A 25,670-nucleotide genomic window follows, 5' to 3' on the forward strand; every position below is an offset into this window, starting at 1 on the left:
GGGGGCCTGCGCCGGCAGGGGCAGTACAACGGTGTGCTTCTCTTGATGACTCAATCCCAACCTCGCCCGCTGCGGCCCTGTTTGATATTCGCACGCCCACGCTTCTCACCCAAGCGCCGTTCTTTGGAAGCGCGGGTTGGCTTGGTGGCGATGCGCGGTGTTGGGGCGCGCAACCCCGATTCGATAAATGCGGCCAGACGCACACGTGCATCTTCGCGGTTACGCTCTTGCGTGCGAAACCGCTGCGCCTGCAGAACCAGCACGCCTTCAGCGGTCATGCGCCGATCGCGTTTGGCCAGCAGCCGCGCCCGCACTGGCTCGGGTAGTGAGGGCGAGCTTGCCACGTCAAAACGCAGCTCCACTGCACTCGCCACCTTATTGACGTTTTGCCCACCCGGCCCCGACGCACGCACGAAGCGTTCGATCAGTTCGTCATCATCGATGTGGACACGGCCAATTTGCATAGCGCAATTCTACGGCGCTAGGCCTGCATTCGGCGGATTAAAGAAGGCCAGCGCCTTCTCAAATTCGGCATCCGTTGGCGCCAATGCCTCGATGCGCTCTCCCGTATGCGGATGGGTAAACGCCAAGCGGCGTGCGTGCAGCAACATGCGGTGAATGCCCAACATACGAAAACTGCGGTTATGCCGCCCATCGCCGTGGCTGGTATCACCAATAAGATGATGGGAAAGATGCTTCAAATGCCGACGAATCTGCCGAAACCGCCCAGTTTTGGGTGAGGCACGCAACCACGCATAACGCGAGGTTGCAAAGCCCGCCGAAGGCAGCGCCAATTCGCACTGACTCAATACTTCAAACTCTGTGGTGGCCTCCTTTTTGACCGGCTTACCAGGGCCGCCGTCCAGCGGATGCTCCACGGTGAAGTGTGTTTCGGCAGGCCAGCCGCGGCAAATGGCCCAGTAGTCTTTTTCCACTTCCTGCGCCATCAACGTTTTTCCCAATGCCGAAGCGGTGTCGCGATCGAACGCCAGCAATAGACAGCCACTGGTTGCGCGATCTAGCCGGTGCACAAGAAAAATCGGCTTACCAAACTGCTCGCGCAGCCGGTCGGCGGCAAAGTCGGTTTCTCCACGCGCCAGTGCGCTGTCGTGCACCATCAGCCCTGCAGGCTTGCACACCACAGCAAGCGTGCTGTCTGCATAGAGGATATGCAGGCATGACGAATCAGACATCAGGGGCTCCCAGTGACATTGCTAAACTTGCGCCTATTTTCCTGCATAAGACGCCAATCATGAAATTGATTCGCCTGCACACTCTCGCCCTTGCCTGCTTGATGGCCATGCCCGCTACTGCTCTCGCCGATGCGGTCATCAAGCTCCCCAAAGGCGTTTCAGCCAATACGTGTATCGAAGGCATCTGCGAATATCGCCTGCAGAACGGGCTGCGCGTCTTGCTATTCCCCGATGCCAGCAAGCCCACCGTCACCGTCAACCTCACTTATCTGGTCGGTTCGGTGCACGAAAACTACGGCGAAACCGGCATGGCGCATTTGCTGGAACACCTCTTATTCAAAGGCACGCCCACCTATACCGATATTCCCGGTGAAATGAAAAAACGCGGCATTGGCTTTAACGCCACCACATCTCTTGACCGCACCAATTACTTCAGCAGCTTCCCTGCCAACGACGCCACGCTGAACTATGTGCTGGCACTTGAAGCTGACCGCATGCTGCATTCCTTCATTGCGAAAAAAGACCTTGATAGCGAAATGACGGTGGTACGCAACGAGCTGGAACGCAACGAGAACAACCCTGGCAGCGTGTTCAACCAGCGCCTGCGCGCAACCGCTTACCAATGGCATAACTACGGCAAACCAACCATTGGCCTGCGCAGCGACGTTGAACATGTGCCAATTACGCACCTGCAAGCGTTTTATCGCACTTGGTATCAGCCGGATAACGCCGTTCTTGTTCTGGCCGGGCGGTTTGATTCTGCTGCGGCACTTGCCAGCATCGCGTCCACATTCGGCCCGCTAAAAAAGCCCACGCGTGTACTGCCTGTGGCGTGGACCGAAGAACCCACCCAAGACGGTGAACGCAGCGTTGATGTGCGCCGCAGCGGTGATATTCAAATTACTGGGCTGGCCTATCACGTCCCAGCGGCCACGCACCCCGACACACCGGCACTGCTGGTGCTGGCCAATGTATTGGCCCACACGCCTAGCGGCCGTCTGCATAAAGCACTGGTGGAACATAAACTAGCGGTGGCCACTGCAGCCTCGGCTGGGGCCTCGCACGACCCTGGCCTGTTCAACCTCATTGCGGTTGTCGCCAAAGATGCGGACCTTGGCAAAGCCGAAGCAGAGCTACGCCAGCAGGCCGAAGCACTGGCGTCAAAGCCCATTACCGCAGAAGAGCTAGAGGCGGCCAAGCAGCGGATCGCCAATGCATATGAGCTTTCATTCAATGATGTGAACGCGATTGGCTTGGCACTGTCGGAGTCGATTGCCGCAGGCGACTGGCGGCTGCGCTTCGTGCTGCGCGATGCAATGAACAAGGTGACATTGGACGATGTCAATCGCGTTGCACGCACCTACTTGATCCCCAGCAATCGCACCACCGCACGCTTTATTCCTACAGATGCACCGGTACGCGCCGTGATTGGCAAAGCCCCAGCGGCGGCGACGCTTGTAGATAATTATCAGGGCCGTGCCGCCGTTGATGCGGGTGAAGCCTTTGACCCAACGCCTGCCAACATCGCTGCGCGCAGCGAAATTTACACACTGGGCGATGGGCTGACTGTATCGCTGCTTCCAAAGAAAACGCGCGGTGGCACGGTCACGTTGTCTGCCAACTTCCGCTTCGCGAATGTCGATACCCTAAGCCGCATTCCTGCAGTCGCACAGCCCTTTATCGGTGGGCTGCTGATGCGCGGCAGTGAAAGTCTGAACCGCGAACAGATCGACAAACGCTTCCAAGAACTCAAGACACAGGCCAGCATCAACGGTAGTGGCAACATCGCCTCCATCGGCCTGCTGTCGCGTCGCGATAACCTTGCCCAAGCGTTGACGCTCGCGGCCGATATCCTGCGCCATCCGGCGTTTCCTGAAAGCGAGTTTGAACAAATGCGCGCTCAGGCCATTGCCGGTGTGGAAGCAGGCCGCAAAGAACCGGGTACGGTCATTAGCCAAGCGATGGGCGAAGCGTTCGACCCTTGGCCCGTCAACCATCCATACCATTTCCGCAGTCTGGATCAAATACTCGCCGATCTTAAAGCGCTCAAGCTAGAGGACATCAAGCGCTATCACCGCGAGGTGTACGGCAGCAGTGCAGGCCAAATTGCGATTGTGGGAGATTTTGATCCCGCACAGATCAAGCCGCTGCTTGCCTCGCTCTTTGCATCGTGGAAGCCGGGCGTCGCGTTTGTGCCGATTGACACCCACTACACCGCTGTTGCACCACGCAACGAGCGTTTTGAAACACCCGACAAAGCCAACGCGGTGTTCTCGGCGCGCATGAACTTACCGCTAAATGACGTGGACCCTGATTACGAAGCGCTGCAAGTGGCAAATAATGTATTCGGCAGCAGCAGCTTGAAGTCGCGTCTCGGTGACCGCGTGCGTCAGCAAGACGGATTGAGCTACGGCATCGGCAGCAGCATTAGCGCAGACTCCAGCCGAAGCAATACCGATAATGCCGGTAGCTTTACCATTCAAGCCAGCGCTGCACCGCAAAACATGGCCAAGCTGGAAGCCGCTGTGCGCGAAGAGCTTGCGCGTTTTGTTGAAAGCGGCATTACCGAAGCGGAACTGAAAGACGCCGTTAACAGCATTTTGGTGGCACGCCAGCAGGGCCGCGCCAATGATGGCAGCGTTGCGGGCATGCTCAATTCCGATGCTTATTTGGATCGCAAAATGCTAGGCCGTGCCGAAACCGACGCCAAGTACGCGTCACTGACCGTTGCGCAGGTCAACGCGGCCATTCGCAAATTCTTAAAGCCTGAACAGCTCAGCGTATTTGTGGCTGGGGATTTTGCTGCGGCCAAGGCAAGCGACACTGCGCCCAAGAAATAACGCGGCTGTACTCACGCATGCAGATGGGGTTCGCCGCAGTGGCGGCGCTCCATCTGCAGCGTGGCATGTTCTACAGCAAAGCGTTCGTGCAGCACCTCCGCCACAGCGGCACGCACAGCATCGGCTTCGTGCGCTGCATCGAACACGATATGCGCGGTCAAGATAGGTTCTTTGGAACCTAGCGCCCAAATATGCAAATCGTGCACCGCTGTCACGCCGTGCACGGCCAGCATCACTGCGCGCACACGTTCAACATCCATGCCCGCAGGCACACCTTGCATCAAGACATGCACCGCCTGTCGCAGCAACACCCATGTACGCGGAAGCACCCAAAGCCCAAGCAATACCGCCACGATAGGATCGACCCACGTCCAGCCCGTGAAGTGGATCAACACCGCGCCCGCAATCACGCCGAGCGAACCGAGCATATCGCTCCAGACTTCTAGATAGGCGCCTTTGACATTCAGGCTATCGCCCGCACCGGCGGCGAGCAGCTTCATTGAAATCCAGTTCGCCGCGAGCCCAATTACCGCCACCACCAGCATGCCAAGTGAAGCCACCTCTTGCGGTGTGCGGAAACGCTGCAGCGCTTCCCACAAAATATATCCAGCCACGACAAACAACAGGCTGCTGTTGATCAACGCGCCGATGGCCTCCATGCGCGCATAACCATAACTACGTTGCGCGTCGGCCGGGCGACGGCTCATGCGCACTGCAAACAGCGATACGCCCAGTGCCGCAACGTCGGTCATCATATGCGCCGCATCGGACAGCAGCGCCAAACTATTACTCAGAAGGCCGCCCGCCACTTCCACCAACAACACCACAAAGGTCAGCGCGAAGGCGATCCAGAGTGGCCGTTCGTGCTTGATCACCGCAGGTACGTGGCTATGCGCATGATCGTGGCCATGCTCGTGTGCGTGATCGTGCGACATATCAGGCGTCTTCGTTTCAAGGCGCGGTTAGCCTAGCGAAGAGCGCCCGCGTTACACAATTTCACCGCCTAGGCCACGCCGCCAACAGCGCCCACAGCCCACCAATACCGGCAATCCAAGTGGCGACCGGAAGCCCACCTAATTTGGGCCCGCCCGCGTCTTGCGCATACAGCACCACCGCCACGATCATCAGGCCCACACCCAAAATTGCGGACACCGTGCGTCGTTGTAGATTGTGCAAGGTTTGATTGAGTGCGCGAATATCTTCTGAATGCATCGCCAGAGTGTGCTTGCCCTGCACTTGCTGCTGTAGCCACGCATGCAGCAGACGCGGCATTTCTGGCGCACGCGTTATCAATTCTGGGGCGCGTTTTTTGAATTCTGTTAACAGGCGTTTTGGGCTATAGCGCTGGCGCAGAATTTGTTCAAGCACCGGTTTTGCCACCGCCCAAATATCGATCTGCGGGTCTAACTGACGACCTACGCCTTCGATATTGAGCAAAGTTTTTTGCAACAAAATTAACTGTGGCTGCAAGGTGAGCTCGTAGCGCTGCGCGGTACGGAATAACTTCACCAACACTTCCGCCAGTGAAATTTCTGAAAGTGGGCGGGTGAAATATGGCTCGCACACGGCGCGCGCTGCAGCTTCTAATTCATCAATCCGAATATGCGCGGGCATCCATCCAGCTTGCACATGTAGCTCGGCAATGCGGCGGTAGTCGCGGTTAAAAATAGCCATGAAGTTTTCCGCGAGCCAGTATTGATCATCGCTGGAAAGCTGGCCCATGATGCCGAAATCCAACGCAATGAAGCGAGGATCCGTTTTGCGGTTAGGGTCCACCCAGATATTGCCCGCGTGCGCGTCGGCGTGAAAGAAATTATCGCGGAACACCTGCTGATAAAACACGCGCACGCCTTTTGCAGCAAGTGCCTTACGATCAATTCCGACTGCATCGAGCGCGGCGATATCGTCCGAAGGGATGCCGTGCACGCGCTCCATGGTGAGCGCGGTTTCTGCGCTATGCGACCAAATAATTTCGGGTACATAGAGATCAGGTGAGTCTTGCCAGTTGCGGCGCAGCAGGCTGGCATTTCCAGCTTCGCGCTGCAGATCGAGCTCGGCGGCAAGTGTGTTTTCGATTTCAGCAACGACTTCGTGCGGACGAATTTTATCGGCGCGCGGATGCGTACGTTCCACGAGTGCCGCCACTGCTTTAAGCAGCGCCATATCCGCTTCGATTTGGCGTTCAATCCCTGGGCGCAGCACTTTCACCACTACCTCGCGCCCGTCATGCAAACGCGCGGCGTGCACCTGCGCGATGCTGGCCGAAGCCAGGGGCGTGACATCAAAGCTGGCATACGCCGTTTCAATAGAACGCCCTAAAGCCCTTTCCACTAATGCGCGTGCTTGTTGGCCATCGAACGGAGCCACGCGGTCTTGCAGTAGCGCCAGCTCTACTGCGATATCCGGCGGTACTAAATCGCGGCGAGTAGAGAGAATTTGACCGAACTTAACGAAGATCGGCCCGAGGTCTTGCAGCGCAAGCCGCAGACGCGCACCACGCGACAATGCGGCCACGTCACGCGAAGCACGCGGCACGAACGGCCGCATTAGGTTTAACCAGCGCTCTGCGGCCGTACCATCCAATAGTGCGTCTAGACGGTAACGCAGCAAGATGCGCCCAATGCGCAGTGCGCGCAGCACCGACTTCATGCGTCTAACCCGCACGTGCGGCGCAGGCGCGCCAATTTGGCGGCCATGCGCTCAACGTCATCGCGCAGCGTGTCCACGTCGTCATGAAACGCGTCTAACTCCGCGCGCGGCACGACGTCACGGCTTTCTTCAGTGACATATTCCGCAGCCGATTCTGCTAGATTTTTGCTCACTACCTGTGCCTGCTTGAACGCACCCGCAACGGCTTTTGCGATCTGTACGCCAAGCACTTCGCCAAAGACGCTGACAAAAGGTTGCTGCCAGTCTGGATCAAACCCTTGCGCCAGTTTTTGCAGCCGCTGCGCCAGCTGCGCATCGCCTTCGATCCGCAACTTACCTTCAGGCTTTGCTTTGGCGTCACGTAAAAACGGCAACTGCCCAAGCAGGCCACCAAGGTTGGCGCGTACACCCAGATCCGGTTCGTGCGTAGCATCCACAGGCCCTACGCGCAGGGATTGGCCCTCCACCCGCACTTCTAACGCCAGCGGTGGCGACATTAAGCTGAGTGCGACGCGCTGGCCATCGAGCGCCTGCAGGTTCGCCCGTGTATCGTCATCCAATGCAAGCGCACGATTAAGCGCCAGCTCCAGCGCTTTGCCCGCAGGCTGTTTCCAATTAAACGAGAGTTCGGTCATGCGGGCATTGTAGGGCGAAACATGGGGTTACTTGTGCTGCAATGAAGCGCGCAGACGCTCTAGCCCTTCGGCCATGCTCACCTGCGGCACATAGCCAAAGCCGCGCTGCGCCGGGGCCATGGAATACCAATGCGCCGTGCTTAACTGTTCGACCAAGAAGCGCGTCAGTGGGGGCTCTCCGGAGAGTGGCAAGGTATTCCAAAGCGCTTCACACACGCCACCAATGGCATAGGCAAGGCCAAACGGAATGCTTTTGCTTACCTCAGGGGCATCTGCGGCGCGCAGCAAGCCATTCAGCACATCGCGCAGCGGCCACGGCTCGCCATTGCTGATGAAATAAGCCTTGCCAGCGCAGGCCGCGCCCACCTGCAGATGCGCCAGCGCCTGCACATGCGCTTGGGCCGCGTTATCAATATAGGTGGTGTCCACAAGGTTCGTTCCGCCCGCCACAAGGCGAATTTTTCCGCTGCGTGCGCGCTCCACCAGCTTCGGCAAAATTTGCGTATCACCAGGCCCCCAGATCAGGCGCGGGCGCAGGGCTACCGTTGCAAGCGCCGCATCATTGGCCGCCAGCACACGACGTTCTGCTTCAATTTTGGTTGTGGCGTAGTGTGCTTTGACGCCCTCACCATAAGGCACCTCATCCGCCGTCGACCCTTCAACCGGATGTGTCGCGCGGTGCGCAACGCTGGGGGTGGAGGTGTGCACTAATTTACGAATACCATGCGCGCGGCAGGCATCCAGCACGTTTTGAGTGCCGGTCACATTGGCCGAATAATAGCTCTCCAAACTCCCCCAAGTACCGGCTTTGGCGGCGTTATGCAGCACCGCATCGAAGCCTTGCGAAAACGCATGCAAAACGGCATCGCGATCGGCCAGATCTGCCTGCAACTGCGGTACGCCCAGCGCGTCTAATGCGGCGTGGCGGCTACGGCTCACGCTGGTAACCGCATGCCCTTGTGCGAGGAGGGCGCGGCACAGTGCTTGGCCTAAGAACCCGCCACCGCCTGTCACCAACACCTTCATACAGCCCCCTTCGCAAGCTGTGCAGCCGCCCATACCGCGAGCTTCTCACGGCCAATTTTGGCGTTATGCCGAATATCCACCGGAAATGGCTTGGGGTAATGCAGGAATGTTTTTATCGCCGCGGTGTATACCAGCGCTTGCGCGATATCTTGTAGTGCCAATGCAACTTCGTTGGCCTTTGCGCGCGCCTCGGGTTTTAGTTCAAAACACAGCACCGACTGCTGCGCGCCTTTTTCACCCACTCCCACCAGCGCCGTGCGTGCCACCGCAGGGTGGGCATTGAACACTGGCTCCACTTGCTCGGTGCATAGCGTGGTTGTGGCATCAATCACCACGCGCTGCGATTTGCGCCCGCAAAACCACAGCCTGCCTCCCGTATCGAAATAGCCTAAATCGCCCATACGGTGCACGATGCGCTGCGTGCCATCGGGCAAAGACTCGCGAATTTTTGCCAGTGCGGTTTGTGCGTCGCGGTTGAAGTAGGCATCGGTTGCACTTGGCCCGGCCACGGTGATTTCACCCACCACGCCCGCTGCCAGTACGTCGCTATCGCGCCAGTCGGGCAGCGCGGCATCATCGATCCGAATAATGCGCACCGTATTGCCCGCCACCGGGCGGCCCACACAGGTGCCTGCTCCGGCTTCGGTATGCGCGCGTAGGGTGAGCAATTCGCGCCCCTCGATCGCCGCCACAGGCAGACATTCGGTGGCGCCATAGGGCGTCCAAAACTGCGCACCGGCGGGCAGCAGCGCCAACATGGTTTGCACCGTTTCTGGCGGCACCGGCGCGCCTGCGCTGGTCACACGCTGCAACGTGGGCAGTTGTTCGCCATGCTGCGCCAGCACCCGCATCAATGCAGGCGAACCAAATAGCTGGGTCACACCGAAACGCTTGATTGCCGCATGCAGTTTGTGCGGGTTGGCCTTCGCCGGGCGCGTGGGGTCCATATCCGGGATGATGCTGGTCAGGCCCAATGCCGGATCAAACAGTGCGAACGGCGGAAAAGTGGGGAAATCAATGCCGCCGGACGCGATGCCAAAGGCTTCACCCAGCATTTGAATTTGCGCCACAAAATGCCGATGCCGATACACCACGCCCTTAGGCACACCGGTGCTGCCACTGGTAAATAAAATCGCGGCCACATCCTCGCCATCGGTGGCTTCTAGCTGCGGCCCAGCGCCCGCACCCGCCGCTTCAATCTGCGCCAGCGTGGTATCTGCCAGCAACGCTGTACGACCCGTGGTGACGCGCAGGCGCACGCCCTTGGCCCAGCCCAGCAGCGCCTTGGCTAGCATCGCCAGAGGAATACCGATAAACGCCTCCGGCTGAGCTTCTTGCAGGCACTGTTTGAGCGCGCGCTTATCAATGCCAGGATCCACCAACACCGGCACCGCGCCGGTTTTGAACAGGGCGTACATCAGCAGGAAGAATTCTGGCGTGGGCCGCACCATCACCACCACCCGGCTACCGCGCGCAATGCCGTGCTGGGCCAGCCCGGCGGCAATCGCATCGCTTCGCGTATCCAGCTGCGCATAGCTCAACGCTTCGGCGTAGCGTCCATCGCGACCGGGGCAGCGCATGGCGATCTGGTCCGGCCGCTCGCGCGCAAGCCTCGGTAACGACGCCGCTATATTGCAAATCTCGTTCATGCGCCCATTATCGCCCGCTTACTTGCGCAAGACCGCCGATTGGAAAAAAATTGCGCCCCACTTGATTCATTTGCCGCGCAAGGCCCGGCTACCATGCACCCCTGTCTCAGCTGCGGCGCCTGCTGCGCCATGTTTCGCGTTGCGTTTCACTGGATGGAATCCGACGACAGCACACCTGGTGGTGTCCCCACCGTGTTGACAGAAAAGCTCGATGCGCACCGCTTGGTGATGAATGGCACCTACTCAGAGCCCGTGCGCTGCACCGCACTCGACGCCGATATTGGACACTACAGCCGCTGCACGATTCACCCCAACCGGCCATCGGTATGCAGGCAGGTCGATGCCTCATGGGAATACGGCACACCCAGCCCACAGTGCGACAAGGCGCGGCTTGCGCACGGCCTGCCGGTACTGACCCCGGCCGACTGGCCGCCGCCTAAACCTGCAGTGGATGCGCGTCCAAAAACTGCCGAATAAGCGGCACCAATGCTTCGTGCTTGTCTTCCAGCGCATAGTGCCCGGCATCTTCGTACGCGTGCACTTCGGCATTAGGTAGCGCGGCACAAAAGCCATCAAAAAAATGCTTATCGAAGACAAAATCACGCAATCCCCAGCCAATAAAAGCGGGGCGATCCGCGTAACCGGGAAGCGCCTTGGCACTGGCTTCCACCAAAGGCATGGCGCGGTCGCCCACCTGCAGCGGGATATCCTGCATAAAGCGTAAGGTAGAAATGGCGTTCGCCCAGCCGTCATACACGCCTGCATAAGCCTTGCGCACGCCCGCAGGTAGTTTGCGCACCGTGCCAAAACGTGCCGCACCGCGTGCGAACAGGTTAAAGCGGCGGATCAGCCAGCCACCCAACTTCGAATCACGCCCCATGGCCAAACGCGCGGGAAAGCGCTTGGCTGCGGGCAACGGAAACGCAGCGGTATTGGTAATGATGAGGCGTTTGATCCGCGCCGGATCGCGCAGCGCCCAGCCGAAACCAATCATGCCGCCCCAGTCGTGCACCGCCAGCGTCACCGGCCCTGTGATGCCCAGCTTCGCAAGTAGGGTATCGAGGTCATCGACACGCGATTGCAGTGTGTAGTCGTAATGCGGCTGCGCTGAAGCACCGTCATCCGGGCGATCCGACAGGCCCATGCCTACATGGTCGGGCACGATACAGCGGTAACGGTCGCGCAAACCCAGCACCAAATGCCGCCAGTAATAGCTCCACGACGGGTTGCCGTGCAGCATCACGACGACCTCGCCATCGCGCGGGCCTTCGTCCAGATACGACATCGCAATGCCGGGGCGCACCTCGATACGGTGCGGGGTAAACGGGTAATCAGGAAATTGCATCTGCGTATTGTAGGCGGCCTTCTGCACTGAGATCACATTCGCACTGGCAAGATGCGCAAATGCGTGAAGAATCGTTCGACCACCTAATGGCGCGCATCCGCGCCTGCCGCATCTGCGAGGCCCACCTGCCGCTGGGCCCACGCCCGGTGCTGCAGGCTAGCCCCAGCGCGCGCCTATTGATTGTGAGCCAAGCGCCTGGGCGCAAGGTGCACGACACCGGCATTCCCTTCAACGACCCCAGCGGCAACCGCCTACGCGACTGGCTTGGTCTCGACAAAGCCACGTTTTACGACCCAGCGCAGGTAGCCATCGTGCCGATGGGCTTCTGCTTCCCCGGTACCGGTAAAAGCGGCGACCTACCGCCGCGCCCGGAATGCGCCCCACAGTGGCACCCGCAGCTATTCCCACGCCTCACCGCACTGCGCCTCACGCTGGCCATTGGCCAATATGCGCAAGTGGGCCTATTGAAAGAAGCCTGCGCAAAAACGCTGACCGCTAATGTGGAAGCTTGGCGCATACATCTGAACACGCGCCGCATCCTGCCACTGCCCCACCCTAGCCCGCGCAACCGGCTATGGCTAACGCGCCACCCGTGGTTTGAAGCAGAACTACTGCCAGAACTGCGCCAGCAAGTGGCGTTGGCGCTGAAGCCAGATTCAGATTAGTTCTTCTCTTCTTGTTAGGCTTGCCAAATTCTCTTGGTTACGCGCTCATGAAAATCGCCTCCTGGAACGTCAACTCACTTAACGTGCGGCTGCCACATTTGCAGCAATGGCTCAGCGAATTTGCACCGGACGTGGTGGGCTTGCAGGAAACCAAGCTAGAAGACCATCGTTTTCCCGATGACGCACTGCTTGAGGCCGGGTATCGCAGCGTCTTTCATGGGCAGAAGACGTATAACGGCGTGGCGCTTTTGGCGCGGCAGGCGCTGGAAAATGTGCGCACGGGCATCCCCAATTTTGACGACCCACAAGCCCGTGCAATTGCCGCCACCGTAAACGGCGTGCGCATCATCAATTTATATGTGGTCAACGGCCAAGACCTCGGCACCGATAAATACGACTACAAATTGCGCTGGTTAGAAGCCGTACACGGCTGGATCGATGAAGAATTGAAAGCGCACCCCAAATTGGTGGTGCTGGGCGATTTCAATATCGCCCCCGACGACCGCGACGTGCCCGATGCCGCCGTTTGGAACGACGACCACATCCTCACCTCCACTGCCGAACGCGCCGCCTACCGGCGCCTGCTGGCGCTGGGCCTGCACGACGGGCTGCGCCTGCTGCACGACGAAGCCGCGCTGTTTAGCTGGTGGGACTACCGGCAAGCCGCATTCCGCCGCAACTTGGGCCTGCGCATCGACCTCACCCTCGCCTCTGACGCACTGAAATCCGAAGTGATTGAAGCGGGTATCGACACAACCCCGCGCGGCTGGGAGCGCCCCAGCGACCACGCCCCGGCTTGGCTGCGCCTACGCAGCTGAGCCAGCCACTACAATAGGCGGATGCACGACGCCCTTCGCCCCGAACTTGAAACTGGCCTGCGCACGCTGGGCCTAGACGCTGGCCTTGCCGCGCCACTACTGGCCTACCTAGCCCTGCTGGCGCGCTGGAACGCCACCTACAACCTCACCGCGATCCGCGACCCGCAGGAAATGCTGGTCAAGCACCTGCTGGACTCACTTGCGATGCAGCCGTATGTGGAAAAACTCAGCACGCTGGCCGATCTCGGCACCGGCCCCGGCCTGCCAGGCATTCCTCTAGCCATTGCCACACCCACACTGGCTGTCACCTTGGTGGAAAGCAACGGCAAAAAAGCGCGTTTTCTGCGTGAAGCCGTGCGCCAGCTCAAATTAACCAATGTTCAGGTGGCCGAATCGCGCATCGAAGCCTTCCAGCCGGGCACCACATTTGACGCCATCACCGCGCGCGCGCTGGCCACTCTGCCGCTTATTTTAGAGTTAGGCGGGCATCTACTCGCCCCCCACGGGCGGCTTCTGGCAATGAAGGGCACGTTCCCACAGGACGAAATTGACGCGCTCCCGCCCATATGGCGCGTCAGCGCAAGCTATCCGCTGCACGTTCCCGGACTTTCTGCAGAACGCCACCTGATTGAAATCGCAAGAGCCGCGCATCAGGCATAATCCCCTGTTCCACCGCCTGTTTTGTTCAGGCGCTTTCTGCAGGAATCCCAAGCCGCATGGCCCGCATCATCGCCGTAGCCAACCAAAAGGGCGGGGTTGGTAAAACCACCACCGCCGTCAATCTCGCCGCCGCGCTGGCGCACACGCCTAAGCGCGTGTTGCTGGTGGATATGGATCCGCAAGGCAATGCCACGATGGGCAGCGGCATCAATAAACGCGAACTAGACGCCTCCATCACCGACGTGCTGCTGGACGAAGCCCAGTTCGCCGACGCCATGGTGCATTGCGAAGACGGCTACGACCTATTGCCCTGTAATATCGACCTTACCGCCGCAGAAATTCAGCTGATGGATGCGGATAACCGCGACGGTCGCCTCAAAGCCGCGCTGGACGCGGTGCGCGCCAATTACGATTTTATCCTGATCGACTGCCCGCCGTCGTTGTCGATTCTGACCTTAAACGCCCTCACCGCCGCCGATTCGGTGCTGGTACCGATGCAGTGCGAGTACTACGCTTTGGAAGGCCTATCGGCGCTGATGGACACCATCAACGCGCTGAAAGGACGGATCAACCCGAATATCGAAATCGAAGGCGTGCTGCGCACCATGTTTGACGTGCGCAACAACCTTGCCAATGGCGTATCGGCCGAGCTCACCCAGCATTTTGGCGACCTCGTCTTCCGCACCATTATTCCGCGCAATGTGCGCTTGGCTGAAGCGCCCAGCTATGGCCAAAGCATCATTGGTTACGATAAGTCCAGCCGCGGCGGCGTAGCCTATCTTGGTCTGGCGGGCGAAGTGCTGCGCCGTGAACGCGAACGTATTTCGAACAAAAAGGAGCATCAGGCATGAGCGGCGGCAAGGAAGCGGGAAAACCAAGTGCCAAAAAACGCGGCCTTGGCCGTGGGCTAGAAGCCCTGCTTGGGCCTAAAGCTGCCGCCGAAGCACCGGCACTTGAGGCGCAACCCGGCGACGCCCTACGCACCCTGCCTGTCGATGCGATGGTGCCCGGAAAATATCAGCCGCGCCGCACCATGGACGATGCCAAGCTAGAAGAGCTCGCCGCATCGATCAAAATGCAGGGCGTGATCCAGCCCATCGTGGTGCGCGAGCGCATCGGTGCCGACGGCAAGGGCCAGCGCACCTACGAAATCATCGCAGGTGAACGCCGCTGGCGCGCCAGCCAGCGCGCCGGTTTAACCGAAGTTCCGGTGGTGATTCGTGAAGTGGATGACCGCACCGTAGTCGCCATGGCGCTGATCGAAAACATCCAGCGCGAAGATTTGAACCCGCTGGAAGAAGCGCAGGCGCTGCAGCGCCTGATCGACGAATTTGACCTCACCCACGCCGCCGCCGCTGAAGCGGTGGGGCGCTCGCGCGCGGCGGTATCCAACCTGCTGCGTCTGCTGGAACTGCCGCAGGCCATTCGCCTGTTGGTGCAAACCGGCGCGATTGAAATGGGCCACGCCCGCGCCCTGCTGCCGCTGGCCGAACCGATGGCCATTGCACTGGCCAAGCAAGCCGCCGAAGAAGGCTGGTCGGTGCGCCAAGTGGAACACCGCGTGCAGCAAATCGCCGCCGGCAAAGTGCCGAGCGACGGCAAAAAACCCACCAGCAAAGCGCGCGCGCCGCAGGCCGATATTGCCTCGCTTGAGCGCGAACTTTCGGAAACACTGGGCAGCCGCGTTAACGTGCTGAACGGGCGCGGCAACAAGGGCAAACTGGTGATTCATTACGCCAATCTCGACGCCCTTGACGGCGTGCTCGAGCGCCTGCGCAACAAAATCTAACGCAACCCTTCAAACATGACCCTAGGTACAGGGAAATTGTGCCTACGATGCTAGGATTCCAAGGCCCTCCCCTTGGAATACCCTATCGTGACTACCCCGCTTCGCGCCTGCCTGCTCGCTCTTTTGCTTGCGCCCGCGCTCGCCTACGCACAAACCACACCGCCACCTGCGGCCGATAGCGCGTTTCAGCACATCTACCAAACCGAGTGGAAGTGGCGCACCCAACAGTCTTCCGGCGGGGATGAAGATGGCGACCCCAACGCCGCCGCAATGAACCGCCGCCTGCCCGACGTAGGCCCGGCCGCACAGGCAAAAAAACTGGCCTATCTCGACGGCGTGCTGAAGCAGCTGGATGCGGTAGATGTGGCCAAACTTTCCGCCGCCGAACAGCTCAATTACGCCATCTACCGCCCACAGATTGCGCATATGGCCGCCGAAATTCGCCTGCGCGACTATGAAATGCCGTTCAATTCCGACAGCTCGTTCTGGTCGAATCTCGATTTCATGGCCCGCGCCAATCTGCGCGACGCCAATGCCTACCGTGCCTATGCTGCGCGGCTGCGTGATGTGCCGCGCTACTTCGACCAACAGATCAGCAATATGCGCGCAGGCTTAGCGCGCGGTTTCTCGGTGCCGCAAGCCGTGCTGGCCGGGCGCGACGGCTCCATCGCCATGACCGCCGAGCTCAAAGACCCCACCAGCGCCAGCCTGTATGCGCCTTACGCAAAGATGCCCTCCAGCATTCCTGCTGCCGAGCAAGAAACGCTGCGCAAGGAAGGCCAAGCCGCTATTCGCGACGCGGTGATTCCTGCATTTGGCAAACTGCTCACCTTCTTCCGCAGCGAATACATGCCCAAGGCGCGCACCACGCTGGCCGCCGAGGCCATGCCCGACGGCGTGAACTGGTACCGCGAACAGATCCGCAAATACACCACACTGGATCTCACGCCCGATGAAATCCACGCCATTGGCGTGCAAGAAGTAGCGTCGATCCGTGCCGAGATGGAAGGCATCATCCAAACGCTTGGCTTTAAAGGACAGTCGGAAGCCACGCGTTTCAATGATTTCCTCACCTTCTTGCGCACCGACCCGCAGTTCTACGCAAAAACCCCGCAGGAGCTGCTCAATCACGCCGCATGGATCAGCAAACGCGTGGACGGGCAAATCGGCAAGATCATCGGCACCCTGCCGCGCGGCCGCTTCACCATCGTGCCGGTGCCGCCTTCCATTGCCCCATTCTGGACCGCAGGACGCGGCGGCGCGGGTACCTATTGGGTGAACACCTACGACCTCCCCTCGCGGCCGCTCTACAACCTACCCGCTCTGACCCTGCACGAATCCGCACCGGGGCACTCGCTGCAGCAATCACTGGTGATCGAGCAGGGCGAGGTGCCGAACTTCCGCAAGGAATACATCAGTGCCTACGGCGAGGGTTGGGGCCTGTATAGTGAATGGCTAGGCAAGGAAATGGGGATTTATGAAACCCCTTACGATGACTTTGGCCGCCTCACCTATGCCATGTGGCGCGCCTGTCGCCTAGTGATCGACACCGGCGTGCACCATAAAGGTTGGACGCGTGAGCAAGCGCTCGCCTATCTGCGTGATAACACCGCGCTGTCCGAACACGAAGTCACCACCGAAGTGGACCGCTACATCAGCTGGCCGGGGCAAGCGCTGTCGTACAAGCTGGGCGAGATCACCATCATGCGCCTGCGCCGCGAAGCCGAAGCCGCATTAGGTGCGAAGTTTGACGTGCGCAAATTCCACGACACCCTGCTTTCACAAGGCTCGGTGCCACTACCTGTGTTGGAAAGCCAAATCCGCGCGTGGATCGCGGCTCAAAAATCAGGCTAACCCACAGCCTAATGTGAAACCTTTTACCTGATTTCGCAAGTGCTTGCAGCCTAGTGGCATCGCGCTATGCTGCAAGCATTCTTTATTCGGAACAGGCGCATGCGGGGCCGCGTCTTCCAATTTGCGGTTGCAGCGGTGCTGCTATGCGGAGCGGTGGCGCTGTGGTGGGCATTCGAACACCGTGATAAACCGCCCCCTACGGCGCCGGTGCTGCGCGTCGGCCTGTATTCCAACCCACCCAAGCTCGATATTGATGCCAACGGCCAGCCGACCGGGTTATTTGTCACCCTCCTTGACAGCATCGCCCAAGAAGAAGGCTGGACACTGAAGTACCAGCGCTGCGAATGGTCACACTGCCTGCAGCTATTAGAGAACGGGCAGCTCGACCTAATGCCCGATATGGCCTACACCGTCGATCGCGCGCAGCGGTTCAACTTTCCCGATGTTCCCATCGTGCATTCGTGGAGCCAAGCCTATATCCATCCAGGCACCAACGTCAAAACACTCGAAGACTTGGCAGGCAAAAAAATCTCTGTTGTCAAAGGAAGTATTCAACAGCTAGAGCTGCAAATGCTATTGGGCGGCATGCACATCGCGTGGACGCCGGTGTACACCGCCAACTACGAAGACGTATTTCGCGCCATCCAAAACGGCAGCGCGAACGTCGCCATCGTCAACAACTTCTTTGGAGCGCGCTTCGCACGGCGTTACAACCTGCGCCCTACCTCGGTCATCCTCAACCCGCACACGCTGTTTATCACCAGCACACAGGGCCGCCACGCGCGCGAGCTGGCGCGGATCGATTACTGGATCGCGCGTTGGCAGCAAGACCCTGAGTCCATCTACTTCCAAGCCACGCGCCGCGCGCTGATGCCCGAACCCGATAGCACGGTGCCGGAATGGTTATGGCCCGCCGCAACCGGCGTCGCGCTCTTCGTTTTGCTGCTCATCCTATTTTCGTTTTATCTGCGTTGGCGCGTAAAAAATGCGGTGGCCGATGCCAACCGGGCGCGCAGCCGCTTAGAGCGCGTGCTCGATGTCAGCCCCGTGGTGCTGCTGCTCTCTCATATCGAGGGCGAGCGGCTTGTCGTAGATTGGATCAGCCCCAACGCGCAGCGCCTATTGGGGATAGCACCCGACGCGCAGCAACAGTCCGACTGGTGGCGAAGCCGCGTGCATCCAGATGATTTGCGAACACTCGAACCCGTGGTTGACCTTGTGCGCACCCACGCGCAAGTCACGCGCGAGTATCGCTTCTTAGATGCGCAGGGCAACGTGCATTTTATTCACGAAGACCTGCGCAGACTACCCAACGAACACGGCGCGCCGGTGCGCGTGCTGGCCAGTTGGACCGACCAATCCGAAAGCAAAGCACACGCCGCCGAACTCACCCATTTAGCCCATCACGATGCCCTCACCGGCCTGCCCAACCGCCGCCTGCTGCAACTGTATTTAGACGACGCCGTGGCCGCTGGCAATGCCGCCGCGCTGTTGCTGGTTGATCTCGATCGTCTGCGCGGCATCAATGACACATTAGGCCAAACCATTGGCGATCAGGTGTTGCGCGCTACCACCCAGCGTCTTCAGACGCGCCTCCCACAAGACGGCTTCCTTGCTCGCCACGGTGGCGATGAGTTCGCCATCGTGCTGCACAGCAATGACGGCGTCAGCGTGGAAGATTTCGCACAAGATATTTTGGAAAGCTTCACCCACCCACTGCTGGGCATGGACTCATCCACCATTTTGACCGCCAGTATCGGCATTGCACTCTTCCCATTCGACGGCAACGCATCCGATACCTTGATGCGCCACGCCGAACTTGCCCTGTACGACGCCAAGCGTGTGGGCAGCGGCCGCCGCCAGTATTACGACCCATCGCTGTCTTACGGCGCCAACGAGCGTCTCATGCTGGAAAGCGGGCTACGCATGGCACTGGCTAACCGTGAATTCCGCCTGCACTACCAACCACAGGTGCGCCTGCATAACGGTGAAATCGCTGGTGTTGAAGCGCTACTGCGCTGGCAGCATCCGGAGCTTGGCCCCGTTTCGCCCACACAATTCATTCCCATCGCCGAGGAAGTGGGCCTCATTACCGATATCGGCCACTGGGTGCTGATTGAAGCCTGCCGCCAGCTGCGCGCTTGGGACGATGCGGGGATTCATATCCCTTGCATGTCAGTGAACTGCTCGGTGGATCAGTTGGATGTCAAAGAATTACCCGCACAGATTCAACATATCCTGAGTGCCACCGGCCTTGCACCGCATCGGCTGGAATTGGAAATTACCGAATCGGTGCTGATGCGTGATCCCGAGCAAGCCATTGCCGCGCTCAATGCGCTGAAAGTTTTGGGCATTCGCCTTGCCATCGATGACTTTGGCACCGGCTATTCCAGCCTTGCCTATCTGCGCCGCATGCCGGTGACGCGCCTCAAAATTGATCGAACCTTTGTGAACGGCATTGGCAAAGACCCTAATGATGAACGCATTTGCCATACAGTGATGTCGCTTGCGCAAAGCCTGCAGTTAGAAACGATTGCCGAAGGTGTTGAACACGCGCACGAAGTGGAGTTCTTGCGCAGCGGCGGCAATGTGATTGCACAAGGGTATTTCTACGCCCCCGCAATGCCCCCGTCTGAATTTGCCACTTGGCTCGACGCCCATCTTGCCGTGAGCACCGCCTAAGCCAAGCGCTACAACCAGCCTTTCTGCCGCGCCAACCGATAGGCCTCGATGCGATTGCCCACACCCAGCTTGCCGATGGCTTCAGAAAGATAATTGCGCACTGTGCCGTGCGAGAGGTGCAATTGGTCGGCGATCTCGCTGGCAGAAAGCCCTTCCCCAGCAAGCCGCAATGCTTGGCGCTCACGGTCGGTCAAGGGATCAGCTTCGCCCCACGCATCAAGCGCCAGCGTGGGGTCAATCGCACGGCCGCCACGATGAATAGCCCGAATCGCGTCGGCCAGTTGCTCCACCGGCGCATCTTTCAGCAGATAGCCGCGCACCCCAGCCTCCAGCGCGCGGCGTAAAAACCCAGCGCGTGCAAACGTGGTGACAATCATCACCTTCATTGGCAGCGCATGGCGCTGGATGCGCTGGGCAAGTTCCAATCCGGTGAGGCCAGGCATTTCAATATCGGTGATCAGCACATCGGGCTTCAAGCGTTCCAGCTCGCGCCACGCGGTTTCGCCATCGGCAGCAGTGCCAACAACTTCAATATCAGACTCCATTCCCAGCAGCGCCGCCAGCGCACCGCGCAGCATGGATTGGTCTTCGGCTAGTACGACACGAATCATGCGGCCGCCTCCTGCTGCGTATCGGCCAGAGGAATACGCACATGCAGCTGCGTGCCTCCCCCTTCTGCTGAAGCGGTCTGCAGCGTTCCATCTACCCCTGCAATGCGTTCGCGCATTCCGCCCAAGCCATTGCCCGGATTCAACGTGCCGCCGCGGCCATTGTCTTGGATCCGCAGCACTGCATACCCGGCCTCAAGCGTAAACCGAGCGCTGGCCTTCGTTGCCTTGGCGTGGCGCAAAATATTGGTAGCCGCTTCGCGCACCACCATCGCCAGCACATGCTCAACGTCTTGAGAAAACTTGTTCGCAGAGAACGCATCCTCGATACGATAATCAAACTGTACGCCGTCTGTTTCCAGCAACAGCCGCGCCGAGGCCAATTCGGCAGCAATGCCGGTAGCGCGAATGCCACTGACCGCGCCGCGCACCTGGGCCAGCGCCTGCCGCGCCACGTCTCCTACCTCAGCAATTTCCGTACGCGCGGCTTCAACATCACGCTGCAATAATTTGCCTGCAAGGTCGGCCTTGATCGCCACCATCGACAGGGTATGCCCCAGCAGATCGTGCAAATCGCGGCTGATGCGCTCGCGTTCAGCCAACGCCGCCAAGCGGCGCACCTCATCATGCGACAACTTCAACTCGGCCATATGCCGTTCGGAAGTACGGTCGGCGGCCACGATAAGCCCAATAACCACGGTCACTACCGGGATCCACAGCAGCGCTACTACCGGGTAACCAATCCAATAGGCGCAGCCGCCAAGGATGGCATTGGCAACCAACAATATGACGAGATATCCGGGCATCGAGCCGCGTTTGCGCGGCTGGATAAGCACGCAACCAAACACAAAATAGCTCAGCCCCGAGGGGTACCACGGCAGCAAAACAACGCTCAGCAGCAGCATACCCAGTGCCGCCGTGCGCGCCAGTGTTTCAGCCGCACATTGGCTAACGAAATACAGCCCAACAAAGAGCGGATATGACACCAGCGTAATCAACGCCCAGCGCGCCGTAAAACCAAATTCGCCGCCGGAAAAAAACGGCGTAATGAAGACCCATATCGACCACGCCAAATGCACAAACGGTAGCCAGCCACTGCGCCCCAACTGCTGCTCGTTGGCGACGATCGAATCAGGAGCCGGGCGGATCCAGCGCGGGAAGGGAATTGCTTTCATGGCAAGCAGTGTGGCTTATTTTTTCTCATCACGGCACTTGGATGCGTCAACTGGGCGCAATGACAGTTGTCATCTCACACCGCCATGACACAGCGCGCGCATACTGGCCATTAGCTCATTGTGGAGCCGCGCATGGACACCACCTTTGCACAGCATATACTCAAGGCTTTACAGCCGTGGTTTACCACGTTGCAATCGCTCAAGCAGCGCCCGAACGCGCACGCACTGTATGACAGCAAGACGGTGGCGGGTCGCGTTCGCATGGCTAACCTGCAGCTATTCCTAAGCCAGCTCCTGCCATGGAAACCCAGCGTACTGCTGGTAGGTGAAGCACCGGGTTATCGCGGCGCATGGCGCACCGGGGTGAACTTTTGTTCGGAAAAAATCATGCTGGGGCCGAAGGACAAATTCGGCTGCTTCGGCGGGCTCGACGCAGGCTATCAGCGTATTACCGACGACCCGAAAATTTGGGGCGAAGCCAGCTCCACCGTGGCGCAGCGCGTGTTCCAAGAACTTCCCGAACCTGTCTTGGTCTGGCCTGCGCTGCCTATGCATCCGCACCAAGTGGGTGAAGATGAAAGCAACCGCACACCAACACCCGACGAACTGCGCCGCTACGCCGCGCCACAACTCAAGCAATTGATCGACATCTACAAGCCCGCGCAAATTGCGGCCGTGGGTAATATCGGCCAGAGTACATTGGCCGAACTTGGCATCAGCTCGGTAAAAATTCGCCACCCCGCGCACGGCGGTGGCCCGGCGTTTCGTGAAGGCTTGTTGGCGCTGATACGCGATAAAACCTGAGCCTACTTCGCAAGCGTCAATGCATCTGCATGACAGCTGTCAGCAGACAGCGGTGGTTTGTCTTTTTATGCTTGGCCTCAATCAAGGCGCGCAGCCTTGGCGGTTTTCCGCGATGATGCGCGAACCTTTCATTTTTTGATGCCTGCATGAATACCAATGCCGAGTTATTGAAATCGTTGAAGATCGACCGCAGCGCGCCACCGCCTCCAGCGTCGCGTAAAGGGCTGTGGGTCGGGCTGATCGTTGCAGTTGCCGGAGTAGTTGCCGTGCTGACCTTTCTAGGGCTGCGTGGCGGCAAAGGCATTGCGGTACACGTTGCCGAAGCGACCGCCGTGAATGCGGCGGGTGGTGGGGGCGCATCGGTTTTAGACGCCAGTGGCTATGTCGTGGCGCGGCGCATGGCCACGGTCTCTGCCAAGGTCACCGGCAAGGTGCGTGAAGTGTTGATTGAAGAGGGCCAACATGTGGAAGAAGGGCAGGTCCTTGCGCGGCTCGACCCAGTGGATGCCAATGCCCAACGCACGCTGTCGGCTTCACAAGTGCTCGCTGCGCAAAGCCAAATCAGCAGCGTGCAGGCTCAATTGAAGCAGGCCGAAGCCGATGCAACGCGCTATGCCGAACTGGTGAAACAACAGCTCATTTCACGTTCGCAATTCGATCAAGCCATCGCGGCCCGCGACGCGCTGCGCGCCCAGCTCAGCACCGCCACGCGCAATGCCGAAGTGGCCCGCGACGGCCTTGCCATTGCGGATAACGGTGTTGATAACACCATCGTGCGCGCACCGTTCTCAGGGGTGGTGATCGCCAAAGCGGCGCAGGTGGGTGAAATCATTTCGCCGCTGTCTGCAGGCGGCGGCTTTACCCGCACCGGTATCGGCACCATCGTGGATATGAACTCGCTGGAAGTGGAAGTGGAAGTCGGTGAGTCGTATATCGGCCGCGTGCAGCCGGGTATGGCCACCACCACCGTGCTCAACGCCTACCAAGACTGGAAGATTCCCGGCACGGTGATCGCCATAATTCCTGCCGCCGATCGCGGCAAGGCCACGGTAAAGGTGCGCGTTGCACTGAGCGCAAAAGGCGATAGTCGCATCGTTCCCGATATGGGGGCGCGCGTGAGCTTCCTTGAAGCGGCCAAGCCAGTGCCAACCAAGGCCGCACCCAGCGTGCTAATTCCTGCCACGGCCATTGCCGAACGTGACGGCAAAGACGTGGCCTTCGTTGTAATTGATGGAAAAGCCGTACAACGCGCACTCACGTTGGGGCGCAGCCTTGGCGACGACCGCGAAGTAACCCTCGGCTTACAAGGCGGCGAGCAGGTCGTCCTCGATGCCCCAGATACCCTTACCAACGGCGCGCGCGTTCATATCTCTCAGGAATAGCACGCATTTCTTTCTCAGGAGCCATCCATGTCCGCCCTCGTTCGCATCCAACAGTTGCATAAAACTTATCGTCGCGGCCCGGAAACGGTCGATGTGTTGCGCGGTATCGACCTTGAGATTGCAGAGGGTGATTTTGTGGCATTGATGGGGCCTTCCGGCTCGGGCAAAACCACCTTGCTGAACTTGATTGGCGGCCTCGACACCCCGAGTGCGGGGACCATCGAAATTGCAGGCGCGCATATCGAGCATATGCGCGATGCCCAGCTTGCACATTGGCGCAGCCAGAACGTCGGCTTCGTGTTTCAGTTCTATAACCTGATGCCCACGCTGACCGCGCAAAAGAATGTAGAACTACCGCTGCTGCTTACGCATCTCTCTGCTGCGCAGCGGCGCCAGAACGCCGCGGTTGCATTGCAGCTCGTGGGCCTTGCCGATCGCGCCAAACATAAGCCCAACGAGCTCTCCGGCGGCCAGCAGCAGCGCGTCGCGATTGCGCGTGCGATTGTATCGGACCCAACCCTGCTGATTTGCGATGAACCCACCGGCGACTTAGACCGCCAATCAGCTGAAGATATTTTGGGACTGCTGCAAGAACTCAACCGCGTCCATGGCAAGACCATCGTGATGGTCACACACGATCCCAAAGCCGCCGAATACGCCAGCCATACCCTGCACCTCGACAAGGGCGTGCTGGTCGAGCACACGCAGCAAGCGGCCTAAGGGGAACGCGCCATGAAATATGCTCATCTTGTTTGGGCCGCGCTGCTGCGCAGCAAAACACGCACCCTGCTTACCTTGCTCTCGGTAGTCGCCGCATTCTTGCTGTTTGGCATGTTGGATTCGGTGCGCGTTGCGTTTTCCTCTGGCAATAACGACGCTGCCGCCAAACGCATGGTGACGATGTCGCGGCTCTCGATTACACAAATGCTTCCACTTAGTTTGGACGCACAAATTCGCGCTGTTCCTGGTATCAAACAATCCGCCTATGCGGTCTGGTTTGGCGGCATCTACCGTGACCCCAAAAATTTCTTTGTCAATTACGGTGTCAGCCCGGAGTTCATGGATCTTTATCCTGAATTCAAACTGCCCACCGCGCAGAAAAAGGCATGGCTGGCCGACCGCCGCGGCGCGGTGGTTGGCGAGGCGCTGGCGAAACGGTTTGGCTGGAAAATTGGCGACACCATTCCGCTTCAGGCCACCATTTTCCCCACGAACGGCAGCAACGACTGGCAGTTCGAGCTGCGCGGCATTTACACCATCGACGACCCTAAACTCAAAGGCCAAGAAAACGCGTTGTTCTTCCATTGGACGTATTTCAATGAAGCCAATGATTATGTAAAAGGCCGTGTGGGTTGGTTCATCATTGAGCCCAGCAACATCAGCCAGTCCGACCGCGTGGCCCACGCCATCGACAGACTGAGCGAGAACTCCGACCACGAAACAAAAACCCAAAGTGAAGCGGCGTTCGGTCAATCCATGATCAAACAATTTGCCGACATCGGCGCAATTGTCTCAGCGATTATGGGGGCGGTGTTCTTCACCTTGTTGCTACTCACCGGCAACACCATGGCGCAGGCCGTGCGCGAGCGCATCCCCGAGCTTGCCGTACTCAAAACCATTGGCTTCTCTAACCGCAGTGTGCTGTGGCTGGTGCTGTGCGAGTCCACGCTCCTCGTCACGCTTGGCGGCCTGCTGGGGCTGGTTTTGGCCGCCATGATCGTGCCTGCAGTCGGTGCCGCCAGCGGCGGCATGGTGCAGCTCCCCGGCGTGGGCATGCAAACGTGGGGGTTAGGCATTGCACTCATGCTGTGCATTGGTCTTGTGGTGGGTTTGCTGCCCGCGCTACGCGGTATGCGGCTGAATATTGTCGATGCGCTTGCGGGCCGCTAAGGAGAT

General features: G+C 59.3%; 23 protein-coding genes. 13 read left to right on the forward strand and 10 right to left on the reverse strand.

The features are described 5' to 3' along the window. Positions 1-50: 50 nt before the first annotated feature. On the reverse strand, positions 51-464 hold the full coding sequence (gene arfB, locus KUL77_RS08980; protein ID WP_297145966.1) for an alternative ribosome rescue aminoacyl-tRNA hydrolase ArfB: 414 nt from the start codon (positions 462-464) through the stop codon (positions 51-53). A 9-nt stretch (positions 465-473) separates the two neighbouring features. Next, complete coding sequence (locus KUL77_RS08985) at positions 474-1,193, reverse strand: pseudouridine synthase (RefSeq protein ID WP_297145969.1); 720 nt, start codon at positions 1,191-1,193, stop codon at positions 474-476. Positions 1,194-1,252: 59 nt separating this feature from the next. Here KUL77_RS08985 and KUL77_RS08990 point away from each other — a divergent pair, with 59 nt between their 5' ends. After that, positions 1,253-4,033, forward strand: coding sequence for a pitrilysin family protein (locus KUL77_RS08990; RefSeq protein WP_297145971.1), 2,781 nt, complete (start codon positions 1,253-1,255; stop codon positions 4,031-4,033). 11 nt (positions 4,034-4,044) lie between these two features. On the opposite strand, the gene KUL77_RS08995 is transcribed toward KUL77_RS08990, so the two are convergent. From KUL77_RS08995 to oleC, 5 genes are all read right to left on the reverse strand, one after another. Continuing rightward, positions 4,045-4,968 (reverse strand): cation diffusion facilitator family transporter, encoded by a 924-nt coding sequence (locus KUL77_RS08995; RefSeq protein WP_297145974.1) that lies wholly within the window; start codon positions 4,966-4,968, stop codon positions 4,045-4,047. Between the two features lie 61 nt (positions 4,969-5,029). After that, a complete protein-coding gene (gene ubiB / locus KUL77_RS09000; protein ID WP_297145976.1) occupies positions 5,030-6,682 on the reverse strand; it encodes a ubiquinone biosynthesis regulatory protein kinase UbiB in 1,653 nt (550 codons plus the stop codon). After that, on the reverse strand, positions 6,679-7,317 hold the full coding sequence (locus KUL77_RS09005; protein WP_297145979.1) for an SCP2 sterol-binding domain-containing protein: 639 nt from the start codon (positions 7,315-7,317) through the stop codon (positions 6,679-6,681). The genes ubiB and KUL77_RS09005 overlap by 4 nt, the downstream gene beginning before the upstream one ends. Before the next feature lie 27 nt (positions 7,318-7,344). Continuing rightward, positions 7,345-8,343, reverse strand: coding sequence for an NAD-dependent epimerase/dehydratase family protein (locus KUL77_RS09010; protein WP_297145982.1), 999 nt, complete (start codon positions 8,341-8,343; stop codon positions 7,345-7,347). Continuing rightward, complete coding sequence (gene oleC, locus KUL77_RS09015; RefSeq protein ID WP_297145985.1) at positions 8,340-9,992, reverse strand: olefin beta-lactone synthetase; 1,653 nt, start codon at positions 9,990-9,992, stop codon at positions 8,340-8,342. The genes KUL77_RS09010 and oleC overlap by 4 nt, the downstream gene beginning before the upstream one ends. Before the next feature lie 93 nt (positions 9,993-10,085). Between oleC and KUL77_RS09020 the strand changes: the two genes are divergently transcribed. Next, complete coding sequence (locus tag KUL77_RS09020) at positions 10,086-10,469, forward strand: YkgJ family cysteine cluster protein (RefSeq protein ID WP_297145988.1); 384 nt, start codon at positions 10,086-10,088, stop codon at positions 10,467-10,469. On the opposite strand, the gene KUL77_RS09025 is transcribed toward KUL77_RS09020, so the two are convergent. Then, positions 10,429-11,337, reverse strand: coding sequence for an alpha/beta fold hydrolase (locus KUL77_RS09025; RefSeq protein ID WP_297145990.1), 909 nt, complete (start codon positions 11,335-11,337; stop codon positions 10,429-10,431). The two genes, KUL77_RS09020 and KUL77_RS09025, sit on opposite strands and share 41 nt — an antisense overlap. A 59-nt stretch (positions 11,338-11,396) precedes the next feature. Between KUL77_RS09025 and KUL77_RS09030 the strand changes: the two genes are divergently transcribed. From KUL77_RS09030 to KUL77_RS09060, 7 genes are all read left to right on the forward strand, one after another. Further along, entirely contained in the window at positions 11,397-12,002 is a 606-nt protein-coding gene (locus KUL77_RS09030; protein WP_297145993.1) for a uracil-DNA glycosylase family protein, read from the forward strand. 47 nt (positions 12,003-12,049) lie between these two features. Then, a complete protein-coding gene (gene xth, locus KUL77_RS09035) occupies positions 12,050-12,820 on the forward strand; it encodes an exodeoxyribonuclease III (protein ID WP_297145996.1) in 771 nt (256 codons plus the stop codon). Between the two features lie 21 nt (positions 12,821-12,841). Then, the gene (gene rsmG / locus KUL77_RS09040) at positions 12,842-13,480 is read left to right on the forward strand and encodes a 16S rRNA (guanine(527)-N(7))-methyltransferase RsmG (protein ID WP_297146000.1); all 639 of its coding nucleotides are present in this window, start codon (positions 12,842-12,844) and stop codon (positions 13,478-13,480) included. 56 nt (positions 13,481-13,536) lie between these two features. Next, a complete protein-coding gene (locus KUL77_RS09045) occupies positions 13,537-14,331 on the forward strand; it encodes an AAA family ATPase (RefSeq protein ID WP_297146003.1) in 795 nt (264 codons plus the stop codon). After that, the gene (locus KUL77_RS09050) at positions 14,328-15,269 is read left to right on the forward strand and encodes a ParB/RepB/Spo0J family partition protein (protein WP_297146006.1); all 942 of its coding nucleotides are present in this window, start codon (positions 14,328-14,330) and stop codon (positions 15,267-15,269) included. Before KUL77_RS09045 ends, KUL77_RS09050 begins: the two co-directional genes overlap by 4 nt. Positions 15,270-15,356: 87 nt before the next feature. Continuing rightward, the gene (locus KUL77_RS09055) at positions 15,357-17,123 is read left to right on the forward strand and encodes a DUF885 family protein (RefSeq protein ID WP_297146009.1); all 1,767 of its coding nucleotides are present in this window, start codon (positions 15,357-15,359) and stop codon (positions 17,121-17,123) included. Between the two features lie 99 nt (positions 17,124-17,222). Further along, positions 17,223-19,805 (forward strand): EAL domain-containing protein, encoded by a 2,583-nt coding sequence (locus KUL77_RS09060; protein ID WP_297146012.1) that lies wholly within the window; start codon positions 17,223-17,225, stop codon positions 19,803-19,805. 8 nt (positions 19,806-19,813) lie between these two features. Here KUL77_RS09060 and KUL77_RS09065 read toward each other — a convergent pair whose 3' ends face one another. After that, a complete protein-coding gene (locus KUL77_RS09065; protein ID WP_297146015.1) occupies positions 19,814-20,416 on the reverse strand; it encodes a response regulator transcription factor in 603 nt (200 codons plus the stop codon). Then, positions 20,413-21,588, reverse strand: a complete 1,176-nt coding sequence (locus tag KUL77_RS09070) for a sensor histidine kinase (RefSeq protein WP_297146018.1) — start codon at positions 21,586-21,588, stop codon at positions 20,413-20,415. The genes KUL77_RS09065 and KUL77_RS09070 overlap by 4 nt, the downstream gene beginning before the upstream one ends. Before the next feature lie 132 nt (positions 21,589-21,720). Between KUL77_RS09070 and KUL77_RS09075 the strand changes: the two genes are divergently transcribed. The 4 genes from KUL77_RS09075 (at position 21,721) to KUL77_RS09090 (ending at position 25,664) form a co-directional block, all read left to right on the forward strand. Beyond that, the gene (locus KUL77_RS09075) at positions 21,721-22,392 is read left to right on the forward strand and encodes a uracil-DNA glycosylase (protein WP_297146020.1); all 672 of its coding nucleotides are present in this window, start codon (positions 21,721-21,723) and stop codon (positions 22,390-22,392) included. 146 nt (positions 22,393-22,538) lie between these two features. Then, the gene (locus tag KUL77_RS09080; protein WP_297146022.1) at positions 22,539-23,774 is read left to right on the forward strand and encodes an efflux RND transporter periplasmic adaptor subunit; all 1,236 of its coding nucleotides are present in this window, start codon (positions 22,539-22,541) and stop codon (positions 23,772-23,774) included. A gap of 27 nt (positions 23,775-23,801) precedes the next feature. Continuing rightward, positions 23,802-24,494: an ABC transporter ATP-binding protein gene (locus KUL77_RS09085; protein WP_297146026.1), complete on the forward strand. Its 693-nt coding sequence runs from the start codon at positions 23,802-23,804 to the stop codon at positions 24,492-24,494. Positions 24,495-24,506: 12 nt separating this feature from the next. After that, positions 24,507-25,664: an ABC transporter permease gene (locus KUL77_RS09090; RefSeq protein WP_297146029.1), complete on the forward strand. Its 1,158-nt coding sequence runs from the start codon at positions 24,507-24,509 to the stop codon at positions 25,662-25,664. Positions 25,665-25,670: the final 6 nt, after the last annotated feature.

This window comes from Thermomonas sp. (assembly GCF_019104945.1).
Lineage (GTDB): Bacteria > Pseudomonadota > Gammaproteobacteria > Xanthomonadales > Xanthomonadaceae > Thermomonas.

Excerpts from the sequence above, each read along its gene's own strand:
- rsmG (WP_297146000.1), top strand. The coding sequence starts at position 12,842 with ATGCACGACGCCCTTCGCCCCGAACTTGAAACTGGCCTGCGCACGCTG.
- KUL77_RS09080 (WP_297146022.1), top strand. The coding sequence starts at position 22,539 with ATGAATACCAATGCCGAGTTATTGAAATCGTTGAAGATCGACCGCAGC.
- KUL77_RS08990 (WP_297145971.1), top strand. The coding sequence starts at position 1,253 with ATGAAATTGATTCGCCTGCACACTCTCGCCCTTGCCTGCTTGATGGCC.
- KUL77_RS09030 (WP_297145993.1), top strand. The coding sequence starts at position 11,397 with ATGCGTGAAGAATCGTTCGACCACCTAATGGCGCGCATCCGCGCCTGC.
- KUL77_RS09070 (WP_297146018.1), bottom strand. The coding sequence starts at position 21,588 with ATGAAAGCAATTCCCTTCCCGCGCTGGATCCGCCCGGCTCCTGATTCG.
- KUL77_RS09005 (WP_297145979.1), bottom strand. The coding sequence starts at position 7,317 with ATGACCGAACTCTCGTTTAATTGGAAACAGCCTGCGGGCAAAGCGCTG.
- KUL77_RS09085 (WP_297146026.1), top strand. The coding sequence starts at position 23,802 with ATGTCCGCCCTCGTTCGCATCCAACAGTTGCATAAAACTTATCGTCGC.
- KUL77_RS09025 (WP_297145990.1), bottom strand. The coding sequence starts at position 11,337 with ATGCAATTTCCTGATTACCCGTTTACCCCGCACCGTATCGAGGTGCGC.
- KUL77_RS09010 (WP_297145982.1), bottom strand. The coding sequence starts at position 8,343 with ATGAAGGTGTTGGTGACAGGCGGTGGCGGGTTCTTAGGCCAAGCACTG.
- KUL77_RS09045 (WP_297146003.1), top strand. The coding sequence starts at position 13,537 with ATGGCCCGCATCATCGCCGTAGCCAACCAAAAGGGCGGGGTTGGTAAA.
- xth (WP_297145996.1), top strand. The coding sequence starts at position 12,050 with ATGAAAATCGCCTCCTGGAACGTCAACTCACTTAACGTGCGGCTGCCA.
- KUL77_RS09090 (WP_297146029.1), top strand. The coding sequence starts at position 24,507 with ATGAAATATGCTCATCTTGTTTGGGCCGCGCTGCTGCGCAGCAAAACA.
- ubiB (WP_297145976.1), bottom strand. The coding sequence starts at position 6,682 with ATGAAGTCGGTGCTGCGCGCACTGCGCATTGGGCGCATCTTGCTGCGT.
- KUL77_RS09065 (WP_297146015.1), bottom strand. The coding sequence starts at position 20,416 with ATGATTCGTGTCGTACTAGCCGAAGACCAATCCATGCTGCGCGGTGCG.
- KUL77_RS09060 (WP_297146012.1), top strand. The coding sequence starts at position 17,223 with ATGCGGGGCCGCGTCTTCCAATTTGCGGTTGCAGCGGTGCTGCTATGC.
- arfB (WP_297145966.1), bottom strand. The coding sequence starts at position 464 with ATGCAAATTGGCCGTGTCCACATCGATGATGACGAACTGATCGAACGC.
- KUL77_RS09020 (WP_297145988.1), top strand. The coding sequence starts at position 10,086 with ATGCACCCCTGTCTCAGCTGCGGCGCCTGCTGCGCCATGTTTCGCGTT.
- KUL77_RS09050 (WP_297146006.1), top strand. The coding sequence starts at position 14,328 with ATGAGCGGCGGCAAGGAAGCGGGAAAACCAAGTGCCAAAAAACGCGGC.
- oleC (WP_297145985.1), bottom strand. The coding sequence starts at position 9,992 with ATGAACGAGATTTGCAATATAGCGGCGTCGTTACCGAGGCTTGCGCGC.
- KUL77_RS09075 (WP_297146020.1), top strand. The coding sequence starts at position 21,721 with ATGGACACCACCTTTGCACAGCATATACTCAAGGCTTTACAGCCGTGG.
- KUL77_RS08995 (WP_297145974.1), bottom strand. The coding sequence starts at position 4,968 with ATGTCGCACGATCACGCACACGAGCATGGCCACGATCATGCGCATAGC.
- KUL77_RS08985 (WP_297145969.1), bottom strand. The coding sequence starts at position 1,193 with ATGTCTGATTCGTCATGCCTGCATATCCTCTATGCAGACAGCACGCTT.